At 58.4% G+C, this 17,456-nt stretch carries 13 protein-coding genes; 5 read left to right on the plus strand and 8 right to left on the minus strand.

Going from position 1 to position 17,456, the window contains the following annotated elements:
- Positions 1-13: 13 nt before the first annotated feature.
- Entirely contained in the window at positions 14-1,501 is a 1,488-nt protein-coding gene (locus PGR29_RS13350) for a UxaA family hydrolase (RefSeq protein WP_316424676.1), read from the plus strand.
- A 735-nt stretch (positions 1,502-2,236) separates the two neighbouring features.
- Here the strand turns inward: PGR29_RS13350 and sstT are convergent.
- The 5 genes from sstT to PGR29_RS13375 all read right to left on the minus strand — a co-directional run bounded on the left by sstT (position 2,237) and on the right by PGR29_RS13375 (position 7,511).
- On the minus strand, positions 2,237-3,484 hold the full coding sequence (gene sstT / locus PGR29_RS13355) for a serine/threonine transporter SstT (RefSeq protein WP_087859887.1): 1,248 nt from the start codon (positions 3,482-3,484) through the stop codon (positions 2,237-2,239).
- Between the two features lie 267 nt (positions 3,485-3,751).
- Positions 3,752-4,720: a TerC family protein gene (locus tag PGR29_RS13360; protein WP_045359748.1), complete on the minus strand. Its 969-nt coding sequence runs from the start codon at positions 4,718-4,720 to the stop codon at positions 3,752-3,754.
- A 393-nt stretch (positions 4,721-5,113) separates the two neighbouring features.
- Complete coding sequence (locus tag PGR29_RS13365) at positions 5,114-6,103, minus strand: Gfo/Idh/MocA family protein (RefSeq protein ID WP_316424677.1); 990 nt, start codon at positions 6,101-6,103, stop codon at positions 5,114-5,116.
- 93 nt (positions 6,104-6,196) lie between these two features.
- On the minus strand, positions 6,197-6,910 hold the full coding sequence (locus PGR29_RS13370; protein WP_375372111.1) for a SanA/YdcF family protein: 714 nt from the start codon (positions 6,908-6,910) through the stop codon (positions 6,197-6,199).
- 109 nt (positions 6,911-7,019) lie between these two features.
- A complete protein-coding gene (locus PGR29_RS13375) occupies positions 7,020-7,511 on the minus strand; it encodes a M48 metallopeptidase family protein (protein WP_308958046.1) in 492 nt (163 codons plus the stop codon).
- A 70-nt stretch (positions 7,512-7,581) separates the two neighbouring features.
- On the opposite strand from PGR29_RS13375, the gene rlmG reads away from it, so the two are divergent.
- On the plus strand, positions 7,582-8,712 hold the full coding sequence (rlmG, locus tag PGR29_RS13380; protein ID WP_087859884.1) for a 23S rRNA (guanine(1835)-N(2))-methyltransferase RlmG: 1,131 nt from the start codon (positions 7,582-7,584) through the stop codon (positions 8,710-8,712).
- A gap of 196 nt (positions 8,713-8,908) precedes the next feature.
- On the opposite strand, the gene PGR29_RS13385 is transcribed toward rlmG, so the two are convergent.
- The 3 genes from PGR29_RS13385 to lsrR form a co-directional block, all read right to left on the minus strand.
- Complete coding sequence (locus PGR29_RS13385) at positions 8,909-10,930, minus strand: NADPH-dependent 2,4-dienoyl-CoA reductase (RefSeq protein ID WP_316424678.1); 2,022 nt, start codon at positions 10,928-10,930, stop codon at positions 8,909-8,911.
- 182 nt (positions 10,931-11,112) lie between these two features.
- Entirely contained in the window at positions 11,113-12,711 is a 1,599-nt protein-coding gene (gene lsrK / locus PGR29_RS13390; protein ID WP_087859882.1) for an autoinducer-2 kinase, read from the minus strand.
- A gap of 37 nt (positions 12,712-12,748) precedes the next feature.
- A complete protein-coding gene (gene lsrR, locus PGR29_RS13395; protein WP_087859881.1) occupies positions 12,749-13,720 on the minus strand; it encodes a transcriptional regulator LsrR in 972 nt (323 codons plus the stop codon).
- 218 nt (positions 13,721-13,938) lie between these two features.
- On the opposite strand from lsrR, the gene lsrA reads away from it, so the two are divergent.
- Genes lsrA through lsrD form a run of 3 tightly spaced genes read left to right on the plus strand, consistent with a single transcriptional unit; the run spans position 13,939 to position 17,456 of the window.
- Positions 13,939-15,426, plus strand: coding sequence for an autoinducer 2 ABC transporter ATP-binding protein LsrA (gene lsrA, locus PGR29_RS13400; protein WP_316424912.1), 1,488 nt, complete (start codon positions 13,939-13,941; stop codon positions 15,424-15,426).
- On the plus strand, positions 15,423-16,457 hold the full coding sequence (gene lsrC / locus PGR29_RS13405; RefSeq protein WP_316424679.1) for an autoinducer 2 ABC transporter permease LsrC: 1,035 nt from the start codon (positions 15,423-15,425) through the stop codon (positions 16,455-16,457). The genes lsrA and lsrC overlap by 4 nt, the downstream gene beginning before the upstream one ends.
- On the plus strand, positions 16,458-17,456 hold the full coding sequence (gene lsrD, locus PGR29_RS13410; RefSeq protein ID WP_316424680.1) for an autoinducer 2 ABC transporter permease LsrD: 999 nt from the start codon (positions 16,458-16,460) through the stop codon (positions 17,454-17,456).

The raw sequence follows: 17,456 nt of genomic DNA on the forward strand, positions 1-17,456 counted from the left end.
GAGGTCGGTTGATATGCAATACATTAAAATCCATTCGCAGGATAACGTCGCGGTGGCGCTGGCGGATATGGCGTCAGGAACTGTAGTGACGATTGATAACGATACCGTCCCCCTCCGCCAGGATGTTGTCCGCGGTCATAAGTTCGCGCTGCGGGCCATTGCGAAAGGTGAAAACGTCATTAAGTATGGGTTGCCGATTGGTCATGCGCTGGCGGATATCGCGCCGGGCGAGCATGTTCATGCGCACAATACGCGTACCAATCTGAGCGATCTCGACGCGTATCGCTATCAACCTGACCGGGTTGAACAACCGGCGCAGCCTGCGGATCGCGACGTTGAGATTTATCGTCGCGCCAGCGGTGAAGTCGGCGTGCGTAACGAGTTATGGATCCTGCCGACCGTGGGCTGTGTTAACGGCATCGCCCGGCAGATCCAGAACCGTTTCCTGAAAGAGACCAACGACGCAGAAGGCACCGACGGTGTCTTCCTTTTCAGCCACACCTACGGCTGCTCGCAGTTGGGAGACGACCACATCAACACCCGTACCATGCTGCAAAACATGGTCCGCCACCCGAATGCCGGGGCGGTGTTGGTGATTGGTCTTGGCTGTGAGAACAACCAGGTTGATGCCTTCCGTGAAACGCTGGGGGATTTTGACCCGGAACGCGTGCACTTCATGATTTGCCAACATCAGGAAGATGAAGTGGAAGCGGGAATTGAGCATCTTCATCAGCTCTATGAAGTGATGCGCCATGATAAACGCGAAGCGGGTAAACTGAGCGAACTGAAGTTTGGCCTTGAGTGTGGCGGCTCGGACGGCCTGTCCGGCATTACCGCTAACCCAATGCTGGGGCGTTTTTCTGACTATCTGATTGCGAACGGCGGCACCACGGTGTTGACCGAAGTGCCGGAAATGTTCGGCGCCGAGCAGCTGCTAATGAGCCACTGTCGCGACGAAGAGACCTTCGGCAAACTGGTCACCATGGTCAATGATTTTAAACAGTATTTTATCGCCCACGACCAGCCTATCTACGAGAACCCGTCGCCGGGTAACAAAGCGGGCGGTATCACGACGCTGGAAGATAAGTCGCTTGGCTGCACGCAGAAAGCCGGTTCCAGCCAGGTGGTTGACGTTCTGCGCTACGGCGAACGTTTGAAAGTCCACGGGTTGAATCTGTTGAGCGCGCCGGGTAATGACGCGGTGGCGACCAGCGCGCTGGCGGGCGCCGGCTGTCATATGGTGCTGTTCAGTACCGGTCGCGGCACCCCTTATGGTGGTTTCGTACCGACGGTAAAAATCGCTACCAACAGCGAGCTGGCGGCGAAGAAAAAGCACTGGATTGATTTCGATGCCGGGCAGTTGATTCACGGGAAAGCGATGCCGCAGGTGCTGGAGGAGTTTGTCGATCTGATCGTTGATATCGCCAACGGCAAGCAAACCTGCAACGAACGCAATGATTTCCGCGAACTGGCTATCTTTAAAAGCGGCGTCACGCTGTAACGGCAGTGACCACCGCGGTGTTTGCAAGGTCGGATAAGCGCAACGCCATCCGACAATATTGAACTCTCCCCGGTTGCGCTTACGCTTACCGGGGCTACCAACTGAATACCGGACCGTAGGTCGGATAAGCGCAGCGTCATCCGACAAAATAACGGCGCCGTCATTGAACGCTCCCCGGTTGCGCTTACGCTTACCGGGGCTACCAACTGAATAGGTCCGTAGATACTGTTATCGATTTGCAACTGTTTTGGTCCGGGAAAAACAGTTGTTTTTTATTATTTCAGAGCAGATTGCGCTCCCGATATTTCTTCTGCGTTATGTCCCTCATGGCGCAGGGAGCGCACAAAGGGCGGCCAGTCGCCGCCGCCCTCTGTACTCCCGGGCTCTGGCCGCCAAAATCGCCACTTCGTGGTTCCTTCGACTTATCCCGGCAGGCTTCGGGTCGGGCCGAGGCAGCGTCCCTGCAAATCACGGCCCTCAGCCCGCATCCATGCGGGCTGCCCCGGCCTTCCGGCAACGTCTCAGCGATTTTGAGGCCACTAACACCTGCAGTTTCAGCCAGCATGGTGAATAAATTAAAGGCAGGCCGCACGGACCGTAGGTCGGATAAGCGCAGCGCCATCCGACAAAATAACGGCGCCGCTATTGAACGCTCCCCGGTCGCATTTACGCTTACCGGGGCTACTACTGAATAGCTCCGTAGGCCTGATAAGCGTAGCGCCATCAGGCAATGCTTTAACTACGCAGGGCGTTTTTCGCCAGCTGTTCGTCTTCGGCCATACAGGCCGCAGCGGTAAACAGCGCATCGGTTGATGAGTTGAGCGCCGTTTCGCAGGAGTCCTGCAGCACGCCGATAATAAAGCCGACGGCGACGACCTGCATGGCGACATCGTTCGGAATACCGAACATGTTACAGGCCAGCGGGATCAGCAGCAGTGAACCGCCCGCCACTCCGGAAGCGCCGCAGGCGCACAGTGAAGCCACAACGCTCAGCAGCAGCGCTGTCGGCAGGTCCACCGGAATATTCAACGTATGCACCGCCGCCAGCGTTAGCACGGTGATAGTAATCGCCGCGCCCGCCATATTGATGGTCGCCCCCAGCGGAATAGATACCGAATAGGTATCGCGATCCAGATTCAGCTTCTCGCACAGCGCCATATTCACCGGAATGTTGGCGGCGGAGCTGCGGGTAAAGAAGGCGTAGACACCGCTTTCACGCAGGCAGGTCAGCACCAGCGGATAGGGGTTACGGCGGATTTTCCAGAATACCAGCAGCGGGTTAATCACCAGCGCCACCAGCAGCATGCAGCCGACCAGCACCAGCAGCAGCTGGGCGTAGCCCCACAATGTGTCGAAACCGGTCGTCGCCAGCGTCGAGGCGACCAGGCCAAAAATACCCAGCGGCGCAAAACGGATGACCATCTTGACGATAAAAGTCACGGCGTGCGAGACGTCGTTAATCAGGTTTTTAGTGCTGTCGTTACCGTGGCGCAGCGCGAAGCCCAGGCCCACCGCCCACACCAGAATACCGATGTAGTTGGCGTTCAGCAGCGCGTCGATAGGATTAGCCACCATACTCATCAGCAGTCCGCGCAGCACCTCTACAATCCCCGACGGCGGGGTGATGCTGTCCGCCGCGCTAGTCAGATGCAGCGTAGAAGGGAAAACAAAGCTAAACAGCACCGCGGTGAGCGCCGCGCTGAAGGTGCCCAGCAGATAGAGAAACAGAATCGGGCGGATACTGGTTTTTTGTCCGTGCTGATGGTTAGCGATCGACGCCATCACCAGCATTAATACCAGTACCGGCGCGACGGCTTTTAGCGCGCCGACGAACAGCGTTCCCAGCAGCCCGACCGCGATAGCGGCCGGTTTCGAGACCAGCGCCAGTATCACGCCAAGTACCAGTCCCAACAGGATTTGTTTCACCAGACTGCCATGCGCCAGGCGCTGCAGCAGCCCCGACGGGCGGGTTTGTGTTGTCATAAATCATTCCTTCCAGTGATGTAGCAGTCCATCCCGGCGACGTATTATTTGTTACGTTTATGTCCGGATGTAAATGAATGTTTGCATGGTCGAGTATACGGAAAGAACGCGAGGGAGGAAGCGTAATCTACTGTTTCTTACGCGCCGATCTTGTTTTTTAACTATGTATTAACGTTTTTGTGACATAGATAAAGATTATGCGCGGGAAGCCTGAAGCAGTGATGCGTATCCCGGCCAGATACGCGATATATGACCGGGAGCAGGGAGTTATTGCAGCTGTTTCTTCTTATCGTTCTGTTTGTTCACCCAGGCGTTAATCAGCAGCGTCGCCGCCAGAATGCCGCCCACCACGCCGAGGGAAACGGCAATCGGAATGTGGTAGAAATCGACGATCAGCATCTTGATACCGATAAACACCAGGATCACCGACAGGCCATACTTCAGCATCGAGAAGCGTTCGGCCACACCCGCCAGCAGGAAATACATCGCACGCAGACCGAGAATCGCAAACAGGTTAGAGGTCAGCACGATAAACGGGTCGGTGGTCACCGCGAAAATCGCCGGGATGCTATCAACGGCGAAAATCACGTCGCTCAGCTCAACCAGAATCAGCACCAGCAGCAGCGGCGTGGCGAACAGTACGCCGTTTTTACGGGTGAAGAAGCGCTCGCTCTCGATTTTATCCGTCATACGCAGATGGCTGCGGATCCAACGCACCAGTGGCTTATCGCCGATCCCGGAATCATCTTCTTTCGCCAGCGCCATTTTCACCCCGGTAAACAGCAGGAACGCGCCGAACACGTACAGTAGCCATTCGAACTGCGAAATCAGCCAGCTGCCGGTGAAGATCATAATGGTACGCAGGACAATCGCCCCGAGGACGCCATACACCAGTACCCGGCGCTGTAGCGCAGGCGGCACGGCAAAGTAGCTAAAGAGCATTAACCAGACGAAGACGTTATCGACCGCCAGTGATTTTTCAATCAGATAACCGGTGAGGAAGGCTAACGCCTGCGGATCGGCGACGGCGCGGCCCTGCGTTTGCACCAGGTACCACCAGAAAGCGGCGTTAAACAGCAGGGAGAGGGTGACCCACAGGATGGACCAACCGGCGGCCTGCTTCATGGTCATGGTATGCGCACCGCGCCTTCCCTGAAGCAGTAAATCGATAGCCAGCATGATGGCCACGACTACAGCGAATCCGCCCCATAACAACGGCGTGCCGACACTATTCATTGCGTTATTCCTTACATAAAAACAAAACGGCTGTCGTCGGAAGACGGCAGCCGCTGCGCTTTTATGCATAGACCTCGCCTTCCGGCAAGGTCTCACTTACAACAAGACGGGAACTGGACCCTTGGTCTTGTTGCCCGGCGACCGGATGCGGTTTTGCACGCATCGTAATGACGATCGACCGGCCAGGAAGTTACTCCCCTTTGCACGTAACAAAGTATTACAAGTTATAAAGGGCGTCAATGGAGGTCGAGGACCCATTTACACTGCTTTACGCGATATACCCGTCATACTTCAAGCTGCAGGTGCGTTGGCTGCGTGCGTTCACCCCAGTCACATAGTTATCTATGCTCCTGGGGATTCGCGCACTTGCCGCCTTCCTGCAACTTGAATTATTTAGGGTATAGGTTGAGTATCCGCCGGGAAGACCACGCCGGTCTGGCGACGGATTTCGCTAAGCAGTTTTGCCGTAATGCGGCTGACCTCAAGCCCGGGATGATCGACGTCGTTGGCTTCCACCAGCCGCGCGAACGCCTCCGCTTCATACAGCATAGTATTGATGTGCTGAGGCTGGGTGAGATCCTGCGCTTTTCCGCCGCGTGGAATAAAGGCCACCTTCTGGCATTCGGAGATTTTCTCAATCACCAGCGCGCCTTCTTCACCCTGGATTTCGCTGGGGATAGTGGAGTCGCTGACCTTCGAGTGGTGCAAGGTGACATCGAAATCGCCGTAGCTCAGCACCACCGTACCCTGGCCATCAACGCCGCTCGCCAGCAGGCTGGCGCGGGCATGGACCGCTTGCGGTTCGCCCCACAGCGCGACCGCCGAGGCGAGGCAGTAAAAACCGATATCCATAATCGAGCCATTGGAAAAAGCCGGGTTGAAAGTATTCGGGTTTTCGCCGTCGAGATAGCGCTGGTAACGCGAAGAGTACTGACAGTAGTTGATGAAGGCTTTACGTAATTTGCCCACTTTATCGAGCGCTTCGCGCAGCAGCAGGAAGTTGGGCAGGCTGGCGGTTTTGAAGGCTTCAAACAGCACCACGTTGTTTTCTTTAGCCACGGCAATCGCCGCTTCGACTTCCTGGAGGTTTGATGCCAGCGGCTTTTCGCAAATCACGTGCTTTTTATGGCTCAGGAACAGGCGAGTTTGCGGGAAGTGCAGCGAGTTCGGACTGGCAATATAGACCGCGTCAACGTCAGGACTCTGCGCCAGTTCATCGAGCGAAGTAAACAGATGCTCGACCGGATAGTCATTAGCGAAAGCTTGCGCCTGTTCAAGGCTGCGGGAATAAATCGCGGTGAGTTTAAATTTACCGGTTTCATGGGCGGCATCGACAAACTGCTTAGTAATCCAGTTTGTGCCAACAACTGCGAAACGTATCATAAACGTTGACGAACTCCGTTAAAGGGGACCTTTCGTCACTCTAGCACGCCATGATGACAAAACGAGTGCGCAAATACGCACTCTGGTAAATTGCTAGTTCTTGGTGGGGCATCCTCGCTGAACCTCTTGACCTATGCTAACTACTGAACCCAGATATTTAGGTTGTCGATGTAATATCTTTGCATCGATAACTGCGCTAACTCGTGCTAGTTTTTCTCTAAAATGCGTGAATATTCGCGCTTTTTGGGGGATATCGGGAGCATTAACGGCAATAGCGCGAATACCATATTCTCTGGCCAGCCACAGCGCCCGCGGGTTATGGAAGCCCTGGGAAATAATAGTCATATCGGTTATGCCAAAAACTTTTTGCGCGCGCACTACCGAGTCTAGCGTCGAAAAACCTGCGTAATCGCAGAAAATCGCTTCTTCAGGCACCCCTTGATGGATGAGCGCCTGCTGCATCGCCGAGGGTTCGTCATAATTTTTTTTGCTATTGTCGCCGCTGACCAGTAGCCACTTTACTTTTCCGGCATGGTACAGCGCGGCTGCGGTATTAATACGGCGAACAAAGAATTTATTGCCAGGCTTGGCGCCGAGAACTAATCCAACATTATTGTAGGGAAGCGTGTTGATATCGTTCCAGATAAGATGTTGTGTTGTTTTGATAATGAGCGTGTCGGCGTAAAAGATTAATGTCACGCAGGCGGTAAGCAACATGCAAGCGGCGAAAATAAATCGACGGATAAGTTGGACCGTCCTGATAGTAAAAGTACCGCTTATTTTGTTATATAACTCTGTTATGAACATCCAGTTCATTGACACATTCCCTGTGCTGAAATTAAACGAAAACTCCTTTAACTAATTGATTCTAAATTTAAGCGTATAAAAAAACTATCGGGACAAAAATTTTTCAGAATCAGGGTAAAGCAAGATGCGTCAGCCACAGGCGGGTATCAAACTCTAGCTGGTGGTACTGCGGCTCCATATGACAGCACAACTGATAGAAGGCTTTGTTGTGATCCTTCTCTTTTAAATGCGCCAGTTCATGAACCACGATCATGCGCAGAAACGCTTCCGGCGCATCGCGAAATACCGTCGCTACGCGAATTTCCGCTTTAGCTTTTAGTTTGCCGCCCTGAACGCGGGAAATAGCGGTATGCAGACCAAGCGCGTTCTTCAGCACGTGGATTTTACTGTCGTACATCACCTTATTGATTGGCGCCGCCCCGCGCAGATAGCGGGCCTTCAGATCCTGGGTATATTGATATAACGCCTTATCGCTGTTGACATCATGCCCCTGCGGATAGCGCTTTTGCAGCACCTCGCCGAGGCGACCTTGCTCGATTAAGGTCGTCACCTGCGACAGCAGCGATTCGGGGTAACCCTGAAGGTAAGGTAGCGTGTTCATGGTGAAAAAAGTTTACTTCTCCGGAGAATTGAGCGATAACACGCGCGAATTTTAGCATTTCGGAGGGGCGATGAGCCAGGTAGAGTTAAACGGTGAGTTATTCACATTAGAGCGGTTCCCACCTAACGCTGAAGAAGAAGCGCTTCAGGCGTGGGAAGCGGCGGATGAATATCTGCTGCAACAGGTGAATGACGTCGACGGCCTGACGCTCATCTTCAACGACGGCTTCGGCGCGCTCTCCTGCGCGCTGGCGGAGCGCAACCCGGTCAGCATCAACGACTCCTTTATTTCCGAGCTGGCGACTCGCCACAACCTGCGGATGAACGGTATCGATGAAGAGAGCGTGCGCTTTCAGGATAGCCTGAGCCCGCTGCCGGTCGCGCCGGCGCTGGTGCTGATTAAGGTGCCAAAACAGCTGGCGCTGCTGGAACAGCAGCTGCGCGCGCTGCGCGAAGTGGTGACGCCGGAAACCCGCATTATCGCCGCGGCGAAAGCCCGAGATGTGCACAACTCGACGCTGGCGCTGTTTGAAAAAATCCTCGGTACCACCACCACTTCGCTGGCGTGGAAAAAAGCGCGTCTGATCCACTGCGTTTTCACCGCCCCTAAGCTTGCCGAAGCGCCGCAAACCTACAGCTGGAAGCTGGACGGCACGCCGTGGACCATCCATAACCATGCCAACGTTTTTGCCCGCAGCGGACTGGATATCGGCGCGCGTTTCTTCCTGCAGCATTTACCGTCTGATTTAGAAGGCGAGATCGCCGATCTTGGCTGCGGCAATGGGGTGATTGGCCTGCAGGCGCTGGCGCAAAACCCAAACGCCAGCGTGATGTTCACCGATGAGTCGCACATGGCGGTGGCTTCCAGCCGTTTGAACGTCGAGCGCAATCTGCCGGACGATATCGAACGCTGTGAATTCATGGTCAACAATTCGCTTTCCGGCATTGAGCCTGACCGCTTTACGGCGATTCTGTGTAATCCGCCGTTCCATCAGCAGCACGCTATTACCGACCATATTGCCTGGCAGATGTTTAACGATGCCCGCCGCAGCCTGAAATATGGCGGCGAGCTGTACGTCGTCGGCAACCGCCACCTTGATTACTTCCGTAAGCTGAAGCGCGCTTTTGGTAATTGCACGACCATTGCGACGAACAATAAGTTTGTCATTTTGAAAGCAACGAAGGTGCGTAAGCAGCGCTGATGCATGTCGCTGCTTCCCCCGGCTTGCGGCTGTCGCCTTAGCCGGGCTACCGACTGGTAGTTTCAGCCAGCGTGGTGAAGACATTAAAGGCAGGTCGCAAGGACCGTAGGTCGGGTAAGGCGTTAGCCGCCACCCGACAAAAAACGACACCGCGGGTAGCCCGGGGAAGGCGCATCGCGCCGCCCCCGGGACACGGCTAAATCGCCAGCGCCAGTTTTGTGCCCTGGGCAATCGCTCGGCGCGCATCCAGCTCCGCCGCCACGTCGCAACCGCCGATTAAATGCACCGTTTTCCCCGCCGCGCGCAGCGGTTCCGCCAGCTCGCGGCGCGGTTCCTGACCGGCGCAGATAATAACCTGATCGACCGCCAACAGTTGGCGCTCGCCGCCGATAGTGACGTGTAATCCTTCATCATCGATCTTTTCATAGCTGACCGCCGGGATCATTTTCACGCCGCGCGCCAGCAGCGTCGCGCGGTGGATCCAACCGGTGGTTTTGCCGAGCCCTTCGCCCGGTTTGCTGGCTTTGCGCTGTAGCATCACAATCTGTCGCGGGCTTTTACTCAACTGTGGGCCTTCAGCACTCAGCCCTCCCGCCGTTTGTAGGCTGGTATCGATACCCCATTCGCGGCAGAACTCGCCGATATCCTGGCTGGTGGCCGCACCCGACTGGCTTAAATACATCGCGGTGTCGAAGCCGATGCCGCCGCAGCCGATAATCGCCACCTTCGCGCCAACCGGCGCTTTATCGCGCAAGACATCCAGGTAGCTCAGCACTTTGGGATGTTCGATCCCGTCGATCGCCGGCAGGCGCGGAGCGATACCGGTGGCGAGGATCGTCTCATCGAACGCCAGCAGATCGTCTGCCGTGACGCGGGTGTTCAGGCGTAGATCGACACCATGAAGATCGAGCATGGTGCGGTAGTAACGCAACGTCTCGTGAAACTCCTCTTTGCCGGGGATCTGTTTGGCGATATTAAACTGGCCGCCGATCTCAGAGAGCGCATCGAACAACGTGACGTGATGACCGCGGGCGGCGGCGTTAACGGCGAAGGCCAGACCGGCAGGCCCGGTGCCGACGACCGCCAACCGTTTAGGCGCGTTGGCGGGCTGGACCGGCATCAGGGTTTCATGACAGGCGCGCGGGTTGACCAGACAGGAGGTGACTTTGCCGGCGAAGATCCGATCGAGACACGCCTGGTTGCAACCGATGCAGGTATTGATCTCCCCGGCGCGATCGCGCTGCGCTTTCGACATAAATTCAGCGTCGGCGAGGAAGGGGCGGGCCATCGATACCATATCGGCATCGCCGCGGGCGAGAATATCCTCCGCGACCTGCGGATCGTTGATGCGGTTGGTGGTGATCAACGGGATCGACACCGCGCCTTTCAGCTTGCGGGTGACCCAGCTGAAAGCTCCGCGCGGTACCGGCGTGGCGATGGTCGGAATGCGCGCTTCGTGCCAGCCAATCCCGGTGTTGATAATTGTCGCTCCCGCCGCTTCAATCGCTTTGGCCAGCGTGATGACTTCCGCCAGCGTGCTGCCGCCGTTGACCAGATCGAGCATCGACAGGCGGTAGATGATAATGAAATCGTGGCCGGCGCGCTGGCGCACCGCCTTAACCACCTCTACGGCGAAACGCATGCGCCTGGCATAATCGCCGCCCCAGTGGTCGTCGCGCTGGTTGGTGCGCGTGGCGAGAAATTCGTTAATCAGATAGCCCTCAGAGCCCATCACTTCAACGCCGTCATAGCCCGCTTCGCGCGCCAGCTGGGCGCAGTGGGCAAAATCATCAATCAGCGTAAGGATCTCATCGTGGCTCAGTTCATGGGGCGTAAAACGGTTAATCGGCGCCTGTAGCGCCGAGGGGGCCACTAGCGCGGGCTGGTAGCTGTAGCGCCCGGTATGCAGGATCTGCAGGGCGATTTTGCCGCCTTCCTGATGTACCGCGTCGGTAATATGGCGATGGTGCGCCAGATGGCTGGCATCGTTGAGTACCGCGCCGCCGGCCATGGTCACCCCGGAAGGCGCCGGAGCGATGCCGCCGGTGACGATCAGCGCCACGCCGTGACGGGCGCGTTCGGCGTAAAAGGCCGCCAGCCGCTGCGCGCCGTCCGGTAACTCTTCCAGGCCGGTGTGCATTGAGCCCATCAACACGCGGTTTTTGAGCGTTGTGAAGCCCAGCTCAAGCGGGGCGAAAAGCGACGGATAGCGGCTCATAGTGGCTTCCAATGTAAAATTATTGTTATGTGGTCGGATGAGTTACTAATTTAGCCGTCGCGGAGAAAAAGGGAAAAGGGGAGTGCGGTGATTGTGATGGGATTCAAAGAACGGAACACGTTGTCCCTCACCCCGGCCCTCTCCCAAAGGGAGAGGGGGGAAAGGCGGATCGGTACCGGTGGTTAGGGTGACGGGGAAGACGCTACGCGCTGGCGGCGCTCCAGGCCCGGTGCCTGCCACATCGATGTTGTCAGCCCGCTATCGACAAGGCCAAGCTGATCGGCGTACACCGTCTGCCACTTGCTCATCATCTCCTGATACAGCTCGCGATGCTGCGGATTTGGGGTGAACTCGCGGTGCCAGCTCACTAACCGTTCTCCTGTACTGGCCATATCGCCATACAGTCCGGCGCCGGTTCCGGCGGCGATGGCGCAGCCCAGAGCAGTGGCTTCGCGGACGACCGGCACCCGCACCGGCAGGCCGGTGACGTCGCTGAGGATCTGGCTCCACAGCGCGCCTTTAGAGCCGCCGCCGGCAAACACCAGGCTCTCGAATGTTACCCCGGAGAACTGCGAAATCTGGGCCAGATTGCAGGCGGAGACAATCGCCGCGTTCTCCTCCAGCGCGCGGAACAGGGTCGCTTTATTGCACTTTTCCGGATCGATGGAGAGGTTAATAAACGACGGCGCGGCGTGGTACCACTGCTTAAAGTGCATGGCGTCGGAAAAAATAGGCATCACGCCGTGGGAACCGGCGGGCACGCGGCTGGCCATCTCCTCCAGCAGCGAATAGGCATCGACGCCGAGCCGCTCGGCAATCAGTTTTTCTTCAGCGCAGAAGGCGTCGCGAAACCAGCGCATGGTCAGCCCGGTAAAGAAACTGATCGATTCCGCCTGCGCCATGCCGGGAATGACATGAGGATTGACGCGAATATTCATCTGCGGATCGGTACGCACCTGCGGCAGGTTGACCACCTGCTGCCAGAAAGTGCCGCCGAGTACCGCGGTTTGCCCGGCGCGCACCACCCCAAGGCCCAGGCAGCCGAGCTGGACGTCGCCGCCGCCCATCACCACCGGCGTCCCGGCGCGCAGGCCGCTCTGCTGTGCCGCCGCTTCGGTGACGGCGCCCAGCAGGGTCCCGGTCTCTTTGACCGGCGACAGCATATCGGCGCGCAGCCCGGCCATATCCAGCAGCGCCGGGCGCCAGTCGCGGCTGAACAGATCGAGCATGCCGGTGGTGCCGGCGTTTGACGGGTCGACCGCCAGCTCGCCGGAAAGTTTCGCCGCCAGCCAGTCGCTGATCATGGTGATGGTCGCCGCTTTGCGGTAGATATCGGGGCGGTGGTGCGCCAGCCATAGCAGGCGCGGCATGGCGCTTAGCGCCAGGGTTTGTCCCGAGACCTCGTACACCTCGGATTCAAAACGATAGTCGTGGATCTCCTTAAGCTCCGCCACTTCGCGGCTGGCGCGGGCATCGACGTTGGCGCAGGCCCAGATGGCCTCGCCGTTGCGGTCATAGAGGACGATCCCTTCGCGCATCGAACAGCAGGCGATGGATTGAATGTCGGCGGCGGAGAGCCGGGCGGCGTCGAGCGCCTGGCGAATGCACTGGCAGGCCAGCTGCCAGTTGGTGGTAAGGTCGAACTCCATCGAGCCGGGGACGTTATCGACGCTCAGGTGTTTCCATTCGGCCTGGCCTACCGCCAACTGGCGGCCATTAAGATCGAAAATGACCGCCCGAATGCTGCCGGTCCCGGCATCTAACGCTAACAGGTAACTCATGACATGCGCCTCGCTGTTGTCGCGCGGCGCCAGGCCGTCAGGAGGCCAGTGCGAGCACCGCGCGTGCTGTTGTCTCTTCCGTTACCAGGCCATTAATGCGCTTGCCAATCAGAGCGGCATGAATCGCCTGCGCTTTTTGTTCTCCCCCGGCGACGCCAACGATGGTCGGCAGCTGCGCCAGTTCATCGAGGGTTACGCCGAGGAGTTCCCGATGGATCTCCAGTCCTTCTACCGGCCGGCCGTCGGCCTGCAGGAAATAACCTAAAATGTCGCCGACCGCGCCTTTGCGCGCGTACATCAGCTGTTCACCCTCGCTGATATAGCCGGAGCGTAAAATGGTGGCGTCGCGCCGCTGATCGATGGCGCCAATGCCAACCACCGCCGCGTCCGCCGCCGTTGCCGCCAGCATCACGTCGCGCACGCTCGACTCGCGGCGCAGGATCTCGGCGACATCCGCCGAAGAGACCCGCAGCGGCGCCGGGATAATGCTGACGCTACAGGCGGCATCAAGCTGGCCGATGCCGGTCATATAAGGGCCGACGCCGCCGGAGAGGGTCACCAGCCGCACCTGCTGCGAGCCAATAAAGCCGCTGAGGTGCTGCAGGCAGCTCATGGTGGCTTCGCCGAAGCCGACTGCCAATAATTGCCCCGGTTGCAGAATGCCCATCAGCGACTGCGCCGCGCCGATCCCCAGCCGGGTATTCATCGGTGGAGTGTTGAGCGCTGGCAGTACGCGGGCAAGCTTGAGGCCAAAGCGTTGCTGGAGTTCACTTTCCAGCGCCAGACAGCCCTCATAGCGCGAGTTGATCTGCACGCGGATCACCCCGGACTGACGGCCTTTCTCCAGCAGGCGAGAAATCTTCAGTCGCGGCAACCCTAAACGCTCGCCGATGTCATTTTGCGTCAGGCCGTCGTGGTAGTAGCACCACGCCACCCGCGCCACCAGCTCTTCCTCGGCTAACGCCAGCCCGGCGTAGCGGTTCTCTTCCGTAATGCGTTTTTCGCTCATAAATTGAACTCTTATAAAAATTTAGATCATATGTTCGCTATTGCGCGGTCGGAAAGTGTGAGCCGACTGGCAAAACGGATCTTTCATCGCTGGCGCCTTTTTTCCTGACGATCTAAAGCGCCAAACTGTGATCTTCGCACGGTTGTAAATATAGTTCACCGTCTACGCTTTTGAACATTATTAAATTTAAAAATCATTTGTTCAATCGAGGCGCGATGATGAAGCCACTGCTTGAAGCTCGCCAGATTTGCAAACAGTTCTCCGGCGTTGCGGTGCTCAAGGGCATTGATTTCACGCTAGGCGCGGGCCAGGTGCATGCGCTGATGGGCGGCAACGGCGCGGGTAAATCGACGCTGATGAAGATCATCGCCGGCGTCGAAACGCCGGATAGCGGTGAACTGACGATCGGCGAACGCGCGTTTGCGCGCCTCAATCCGGCGCTGGCTCATCAGTTAGGCATCTATCTGGTGCCGCAGGAGCCGATGCTGTTTCCCAACCTCAGCGTGCGCGAGAACATTCTTTTCCGCCTGCCGAAGCGGGCGGATACCACCGCGCGGTTGCAGGACAAACTGCGGCAGCTGAACTGCCAGATCAACCTCGATGCCAGCGCCAGCACGCTCGAGGTAGCCGATCAACAGATGGTCGAGATCCTGCGCGGGCTGATGCGCGAGGCACGGATCCTGATCCTGGATGAACCCACCGCCTCTTTAACGCCGGGTGAAACCGAGAGACTCTTTAGCCAGATCCGCGCGTTACAGGCGCTGGACGTTGGGATCGTCTTTATCTCACACAAATTGCCCGAAATCCGCCAGCTTGCCAGCCATATTTCGGTGATGCGCGACGGCGCGGTGGTGCTGGGCGGCGAGACCGCGGCATACCGCGATGAGCAACTGATTAACGCGATGACGCCGGTCAGCCGCGACCATACGCTGAGCGACACGCAAAAGCTGTGGCTGTCGCTACCGGGCAACCGGCGTACGCAACCGCAGGACTTTCCCGTGCTACGGGTGGAGGATCTCACCGGAGAAGGTTTTATCGATCTCAATCTGGAGATCCGCGCCGGAGAGATCGTCGGTCTGGCCGGGCTGGTAGGATCCGGGCGCACCGAATTTGCTGAAACCCTATACGGCCTGCGCCCACCGCGCGCCGGGCGGATCTGGCTGGAGAACCGCGAGATTAGCCGCGACAGCACCCGCGCCAGGTTGGCCAGCGGGCTGGTTTATCTGCCGGAAGACCGTCAGGTCTCGGGGCTGTTTCTTGATGCGCCGGTGCGCTGGAACACAGTGATGTTCAATCAGCCGTCATGGTGGCAGCAGGGGAAACGGGAGGCGGCGGTGGTTGAACGCTATCACCGGGCGCTGGGGATCAAGCTGGCCGATGGCGATCAGCCGGTGCGCACGCTCTCTGGCGGCAACCAGCAAAAAGTGCTGCTGGCGCGCTGTCTGGAAGCTAATCCGTTACTGCTGATTGTCGATGAGCCGACGCGCGGCGTGGATGTCTCCGCCCGCGCTGATATCTATCAACTGCTAAAAAGCGTTGCCGCGCAAAACGTGGCGGTGCTGATGATCTCCAGCGATCTGGATGAGTTCGTTGGCCTGGCCGACCGGGTGTTGGTGATGCATCAGGGCCGCTACAGCGGTGAGCTGGCGCGGCAGGCGGTGACCGTCGATCGCATGATGACCCTGGCCTTCGGAGGACAGGCATGAAAACGTTACTGAAGAATCGCGAACTGAGCGCCTTCTTTGCCATCGTGGCGCTCTTTGTCGTGCTGGTGGCGCTCAATCCAGCCTATTTCAGCCTGCAGACCCTGGCGATGATTTTCGCCAGCTCGCAGATCCTCTGCCTGCTGGCATTGGGCGCGACGCTGGTGATGCTGACCCGCAATATTGACGTGTCGGTAGGTTCGACCGTTGGGCTGTGCGCCATCGCCGTCGGCGTGGCGCTGAACAACGGTTACGGGCTGGCGACGGCTATCGCCTTCGCGCTGGCGATTGGCGCGCTGGCCGGAGCTTTTAACGGCCTGCTGGTCGTGGGGCTGCGCATCCCGGCGATCGTCGCGACGCTCGGCACGCTGGGGTTGTATCGCGGAGTGATGTTGCTGTGGACCGGCGGGAAATGGATCGAGGGCTTGCCCGACAGCCTGAAATCGCTCTCGGAGCCCGCGTTTATTGGCGTGTCGCCGCTGGGCTGGCTGGTGCTGGCGCTGCTGCTGGCGGGCGGCTGGCTGCTGTCGCGCACCGCCTCTGGTCGTGATTTTTACGCCGTTGGCGATAATCTCGCCGCCGCGCGTCAGCTGGGCGTGGCGGTCAACCGCACGCGGATGCTGGCCTTTACCCTCAACGGCATGCTGGCGGCCTGCGCTGGGATCGTCTTCGCCGCGCAAATTGGTTTTGTGCCTAATCAGACCGGCAGCGGGCTGGAGATGAAAGCCATCGCCGCCTGCGTACTGGGCGGGATCTCGCTGCTCGGCGGCACCGGTACGCTGCTCGGCGCGTTTCTCGGCGCCTTTTTCCTCACCCAAATCGACACCGTGCTGGTGCTGTTCCGCCTTCCCGCCTGGTGGAATGACTTTATTGCCGGCCTGGTGCTGCTCGGCGTGCTGGTGCTTGATGGCCGCCTGCGCCAGGCGCTGGCCCGCCATCAACGGGCGCTAAAGTACAGCCGTTTCCAGCCCGGTAACAAAGGAAGCAAACAGGTTGCCCGCTTTCCCGAACGCAAAAGCAAAGAGGTGGCTTAAATGAAGCTGAAGCTTAACTGGGAAAGCGCGCTGCTGGCGTTGCTGATCGCGGAAATCCTGCTATTCGGCGCGTTGAATCCGCGCATGCTGGATATCAATATGCTGCTCTTTAGCACCAGCGACTTTATCTGCATCGGCATCGTCGCACTGCCGCTGACGCTGGTGATCATCAGCGGCGGGATCGATATTTCGCTGGGCTCGACCATCGGCCTGTGCGCCATCGCCCTCGGGGTGATGACCCAGGCGGGCTGGCCGCTGTGGCTCGCGGTATCGCTGACGTTGCTATTGGGGCTGCTGTGCGGGTTACTCAACGCCGCGCTGATTCACTACACCGGCATCAGCCCGCTGGTGATCACCCTCGGGACGCTGTATCTGTACGGCGGCGGCGCGCTGCTGCTTTCCGGCATGGCCGGCGCGACCGGTTACGAGGGGATTGGCGGCTTCCCCGATAGCTTCACCTCCTTCGCCAATTTAACTTTCGCCGGACTGCCGCTACCGCTGGTGCTGTTCGCGATTATCACCTTTTTCTTCTGGCTGCTGGCCCATCGCGGTCGCTTTGGCCGCCATCTCTTTTTACTCGGGCAAAATTCGCGCGCCGCGCGCTATGCCGCGCTGTCGGTGAACGGCATCCCGTACGTGCTGTATGGCCTGGTTGGCGTCGCCTCGGCGGTCGCGGCGCTGGTGATGGTCTCCTATTTCGGTTCGGCGCGTTCGGATTTAGGCCGCGACCTGCTGATGCCGGCGCTGACCGCGGCGGTGCTCGGCGGGGCCAATATATACGGCGGTTCGGGATCGATACTGGGTACCGCGCTGGCGGCGTTGCTGGTGGGGTATCTGCAACAGGGTTTACAGATGGTCGGCATCCCCAACCAGGTGTCGAGCGCGCTGTCAGGGGCGCTGTTGGTTGTGGTGGTGATGGGGCGCTCGCTGAGCCTGCACCGTGAATGGGTGCGCGCGACCTGGCGGCGTCTTTTCTCGCATAAAACAATCGGAGCATAA

The sequence above is a fragment of the Klebsiella sp. 141203 genome (genome assembly GCF_032601985.1).
GTDB lineage: Bacteria > Pseudomonadota > Gammaproteobacteria > Enterobacterales > Enterobacteriaceae > Klebsiella > Klebsiella aerogenes.

What these genes read in the sequence shown, in the direction of transcription:
- PGR29_RS13360 (WP_045359748.1), bottom strand. Translation starts at nt 4,720, where the DNA reads ATGAATAGTGTCGGCACGCCGTTGTTATGGGGCGGATTCGCTGTAGTC.
- lsrA (WP_316424912.1), top strand. Translation starts at nt 13,939, where the DNA reads ATGAAGCCACTGCTTGAAGCTCGCCAGATTTGCAAACAGTTCTCCGGC.
- lsrK (WP_087859882.1), bottom strand. Translation starts at nt 12,711, where the DNA reads ATGAGTTACCTGTTAGCGTTAGATGCCGGGACCGGCAGCATTCGGGCG.
- lsrD (WP_316424680.1), top strand. Translation starts at nt 16,458, where the DNA reads ATGAAGCTGAAGCTTAACTGGGAAAGCGCGCTGCTGGCGTTGCTGATC.
- PGR29_RS13365 (WP_316424677.1), bottom strand. Translation starts at nt 6,103, where the DNA reads ATGATACGTTTCGCAGTTGTTGGCACAAACTGGATTACTAAGCAGTTT.
- sstT (WP_087859887.1), bottom strand. Translation starts at nt 3,484, where the DNA reads ATGACAACACAAACCCGCCCGTCGGGGCTGCTGCAGCGCCTGGCGCAT.
- PGR29_RS13385 (WP_316424678.1), bottom strand. Translation starts at nt 10,930, where the DNA reads ATGAGCCGCTATCCGTCGCTTTTCGCCCCGCTTGAGCTGGGCTTCACA.
- lsrC (WP_316424679.1), top strand. Translation starts at nt 15,423, where the DNA reads ATGAAAACGTTACTGAAGAATCGCGAACTGAGCGCCTTCTTTGCCATC.
- PGR29_RS13370 (WP_375372111.1), bottom strand. Translation starts at nt 6,910, where the DNA reads ATGTTCATAACAGAGTTATATAACAAAATAAGCGGTACTTTTACTATC.
- lsrR (WP_087859881.1), bottom strand. Translation starts at nt 13,720, where the DNA reads ATGAGCGAAAAACGCATTACGGAAGAGAACCGCTACGCCGGGCTGGCG.
- rlmG (WP_087859884.1), top strand. Translation starts at nt 7,582, where the DNA reads ATGAGCCAGGTAGAGTTAAACGGTGAGTTATTCACATTAGAGCGGTTC.
- PGR29_RS13375 (WP_308958046.1), bottom strand. Translation starts at nt 7,511, where the DNA reads ATGAACACGCTACCTTACCTTCAGGGTTACCCCGAATCGCTGCTGTCG.
- PGR29_RS13350 (WP_316424676.1), top strand. Translation starts at nt 14, where the DNA reads ATGCAATACATTAAAATCCATTCGCAGGATAACGTCGCGGTGGCGCTG.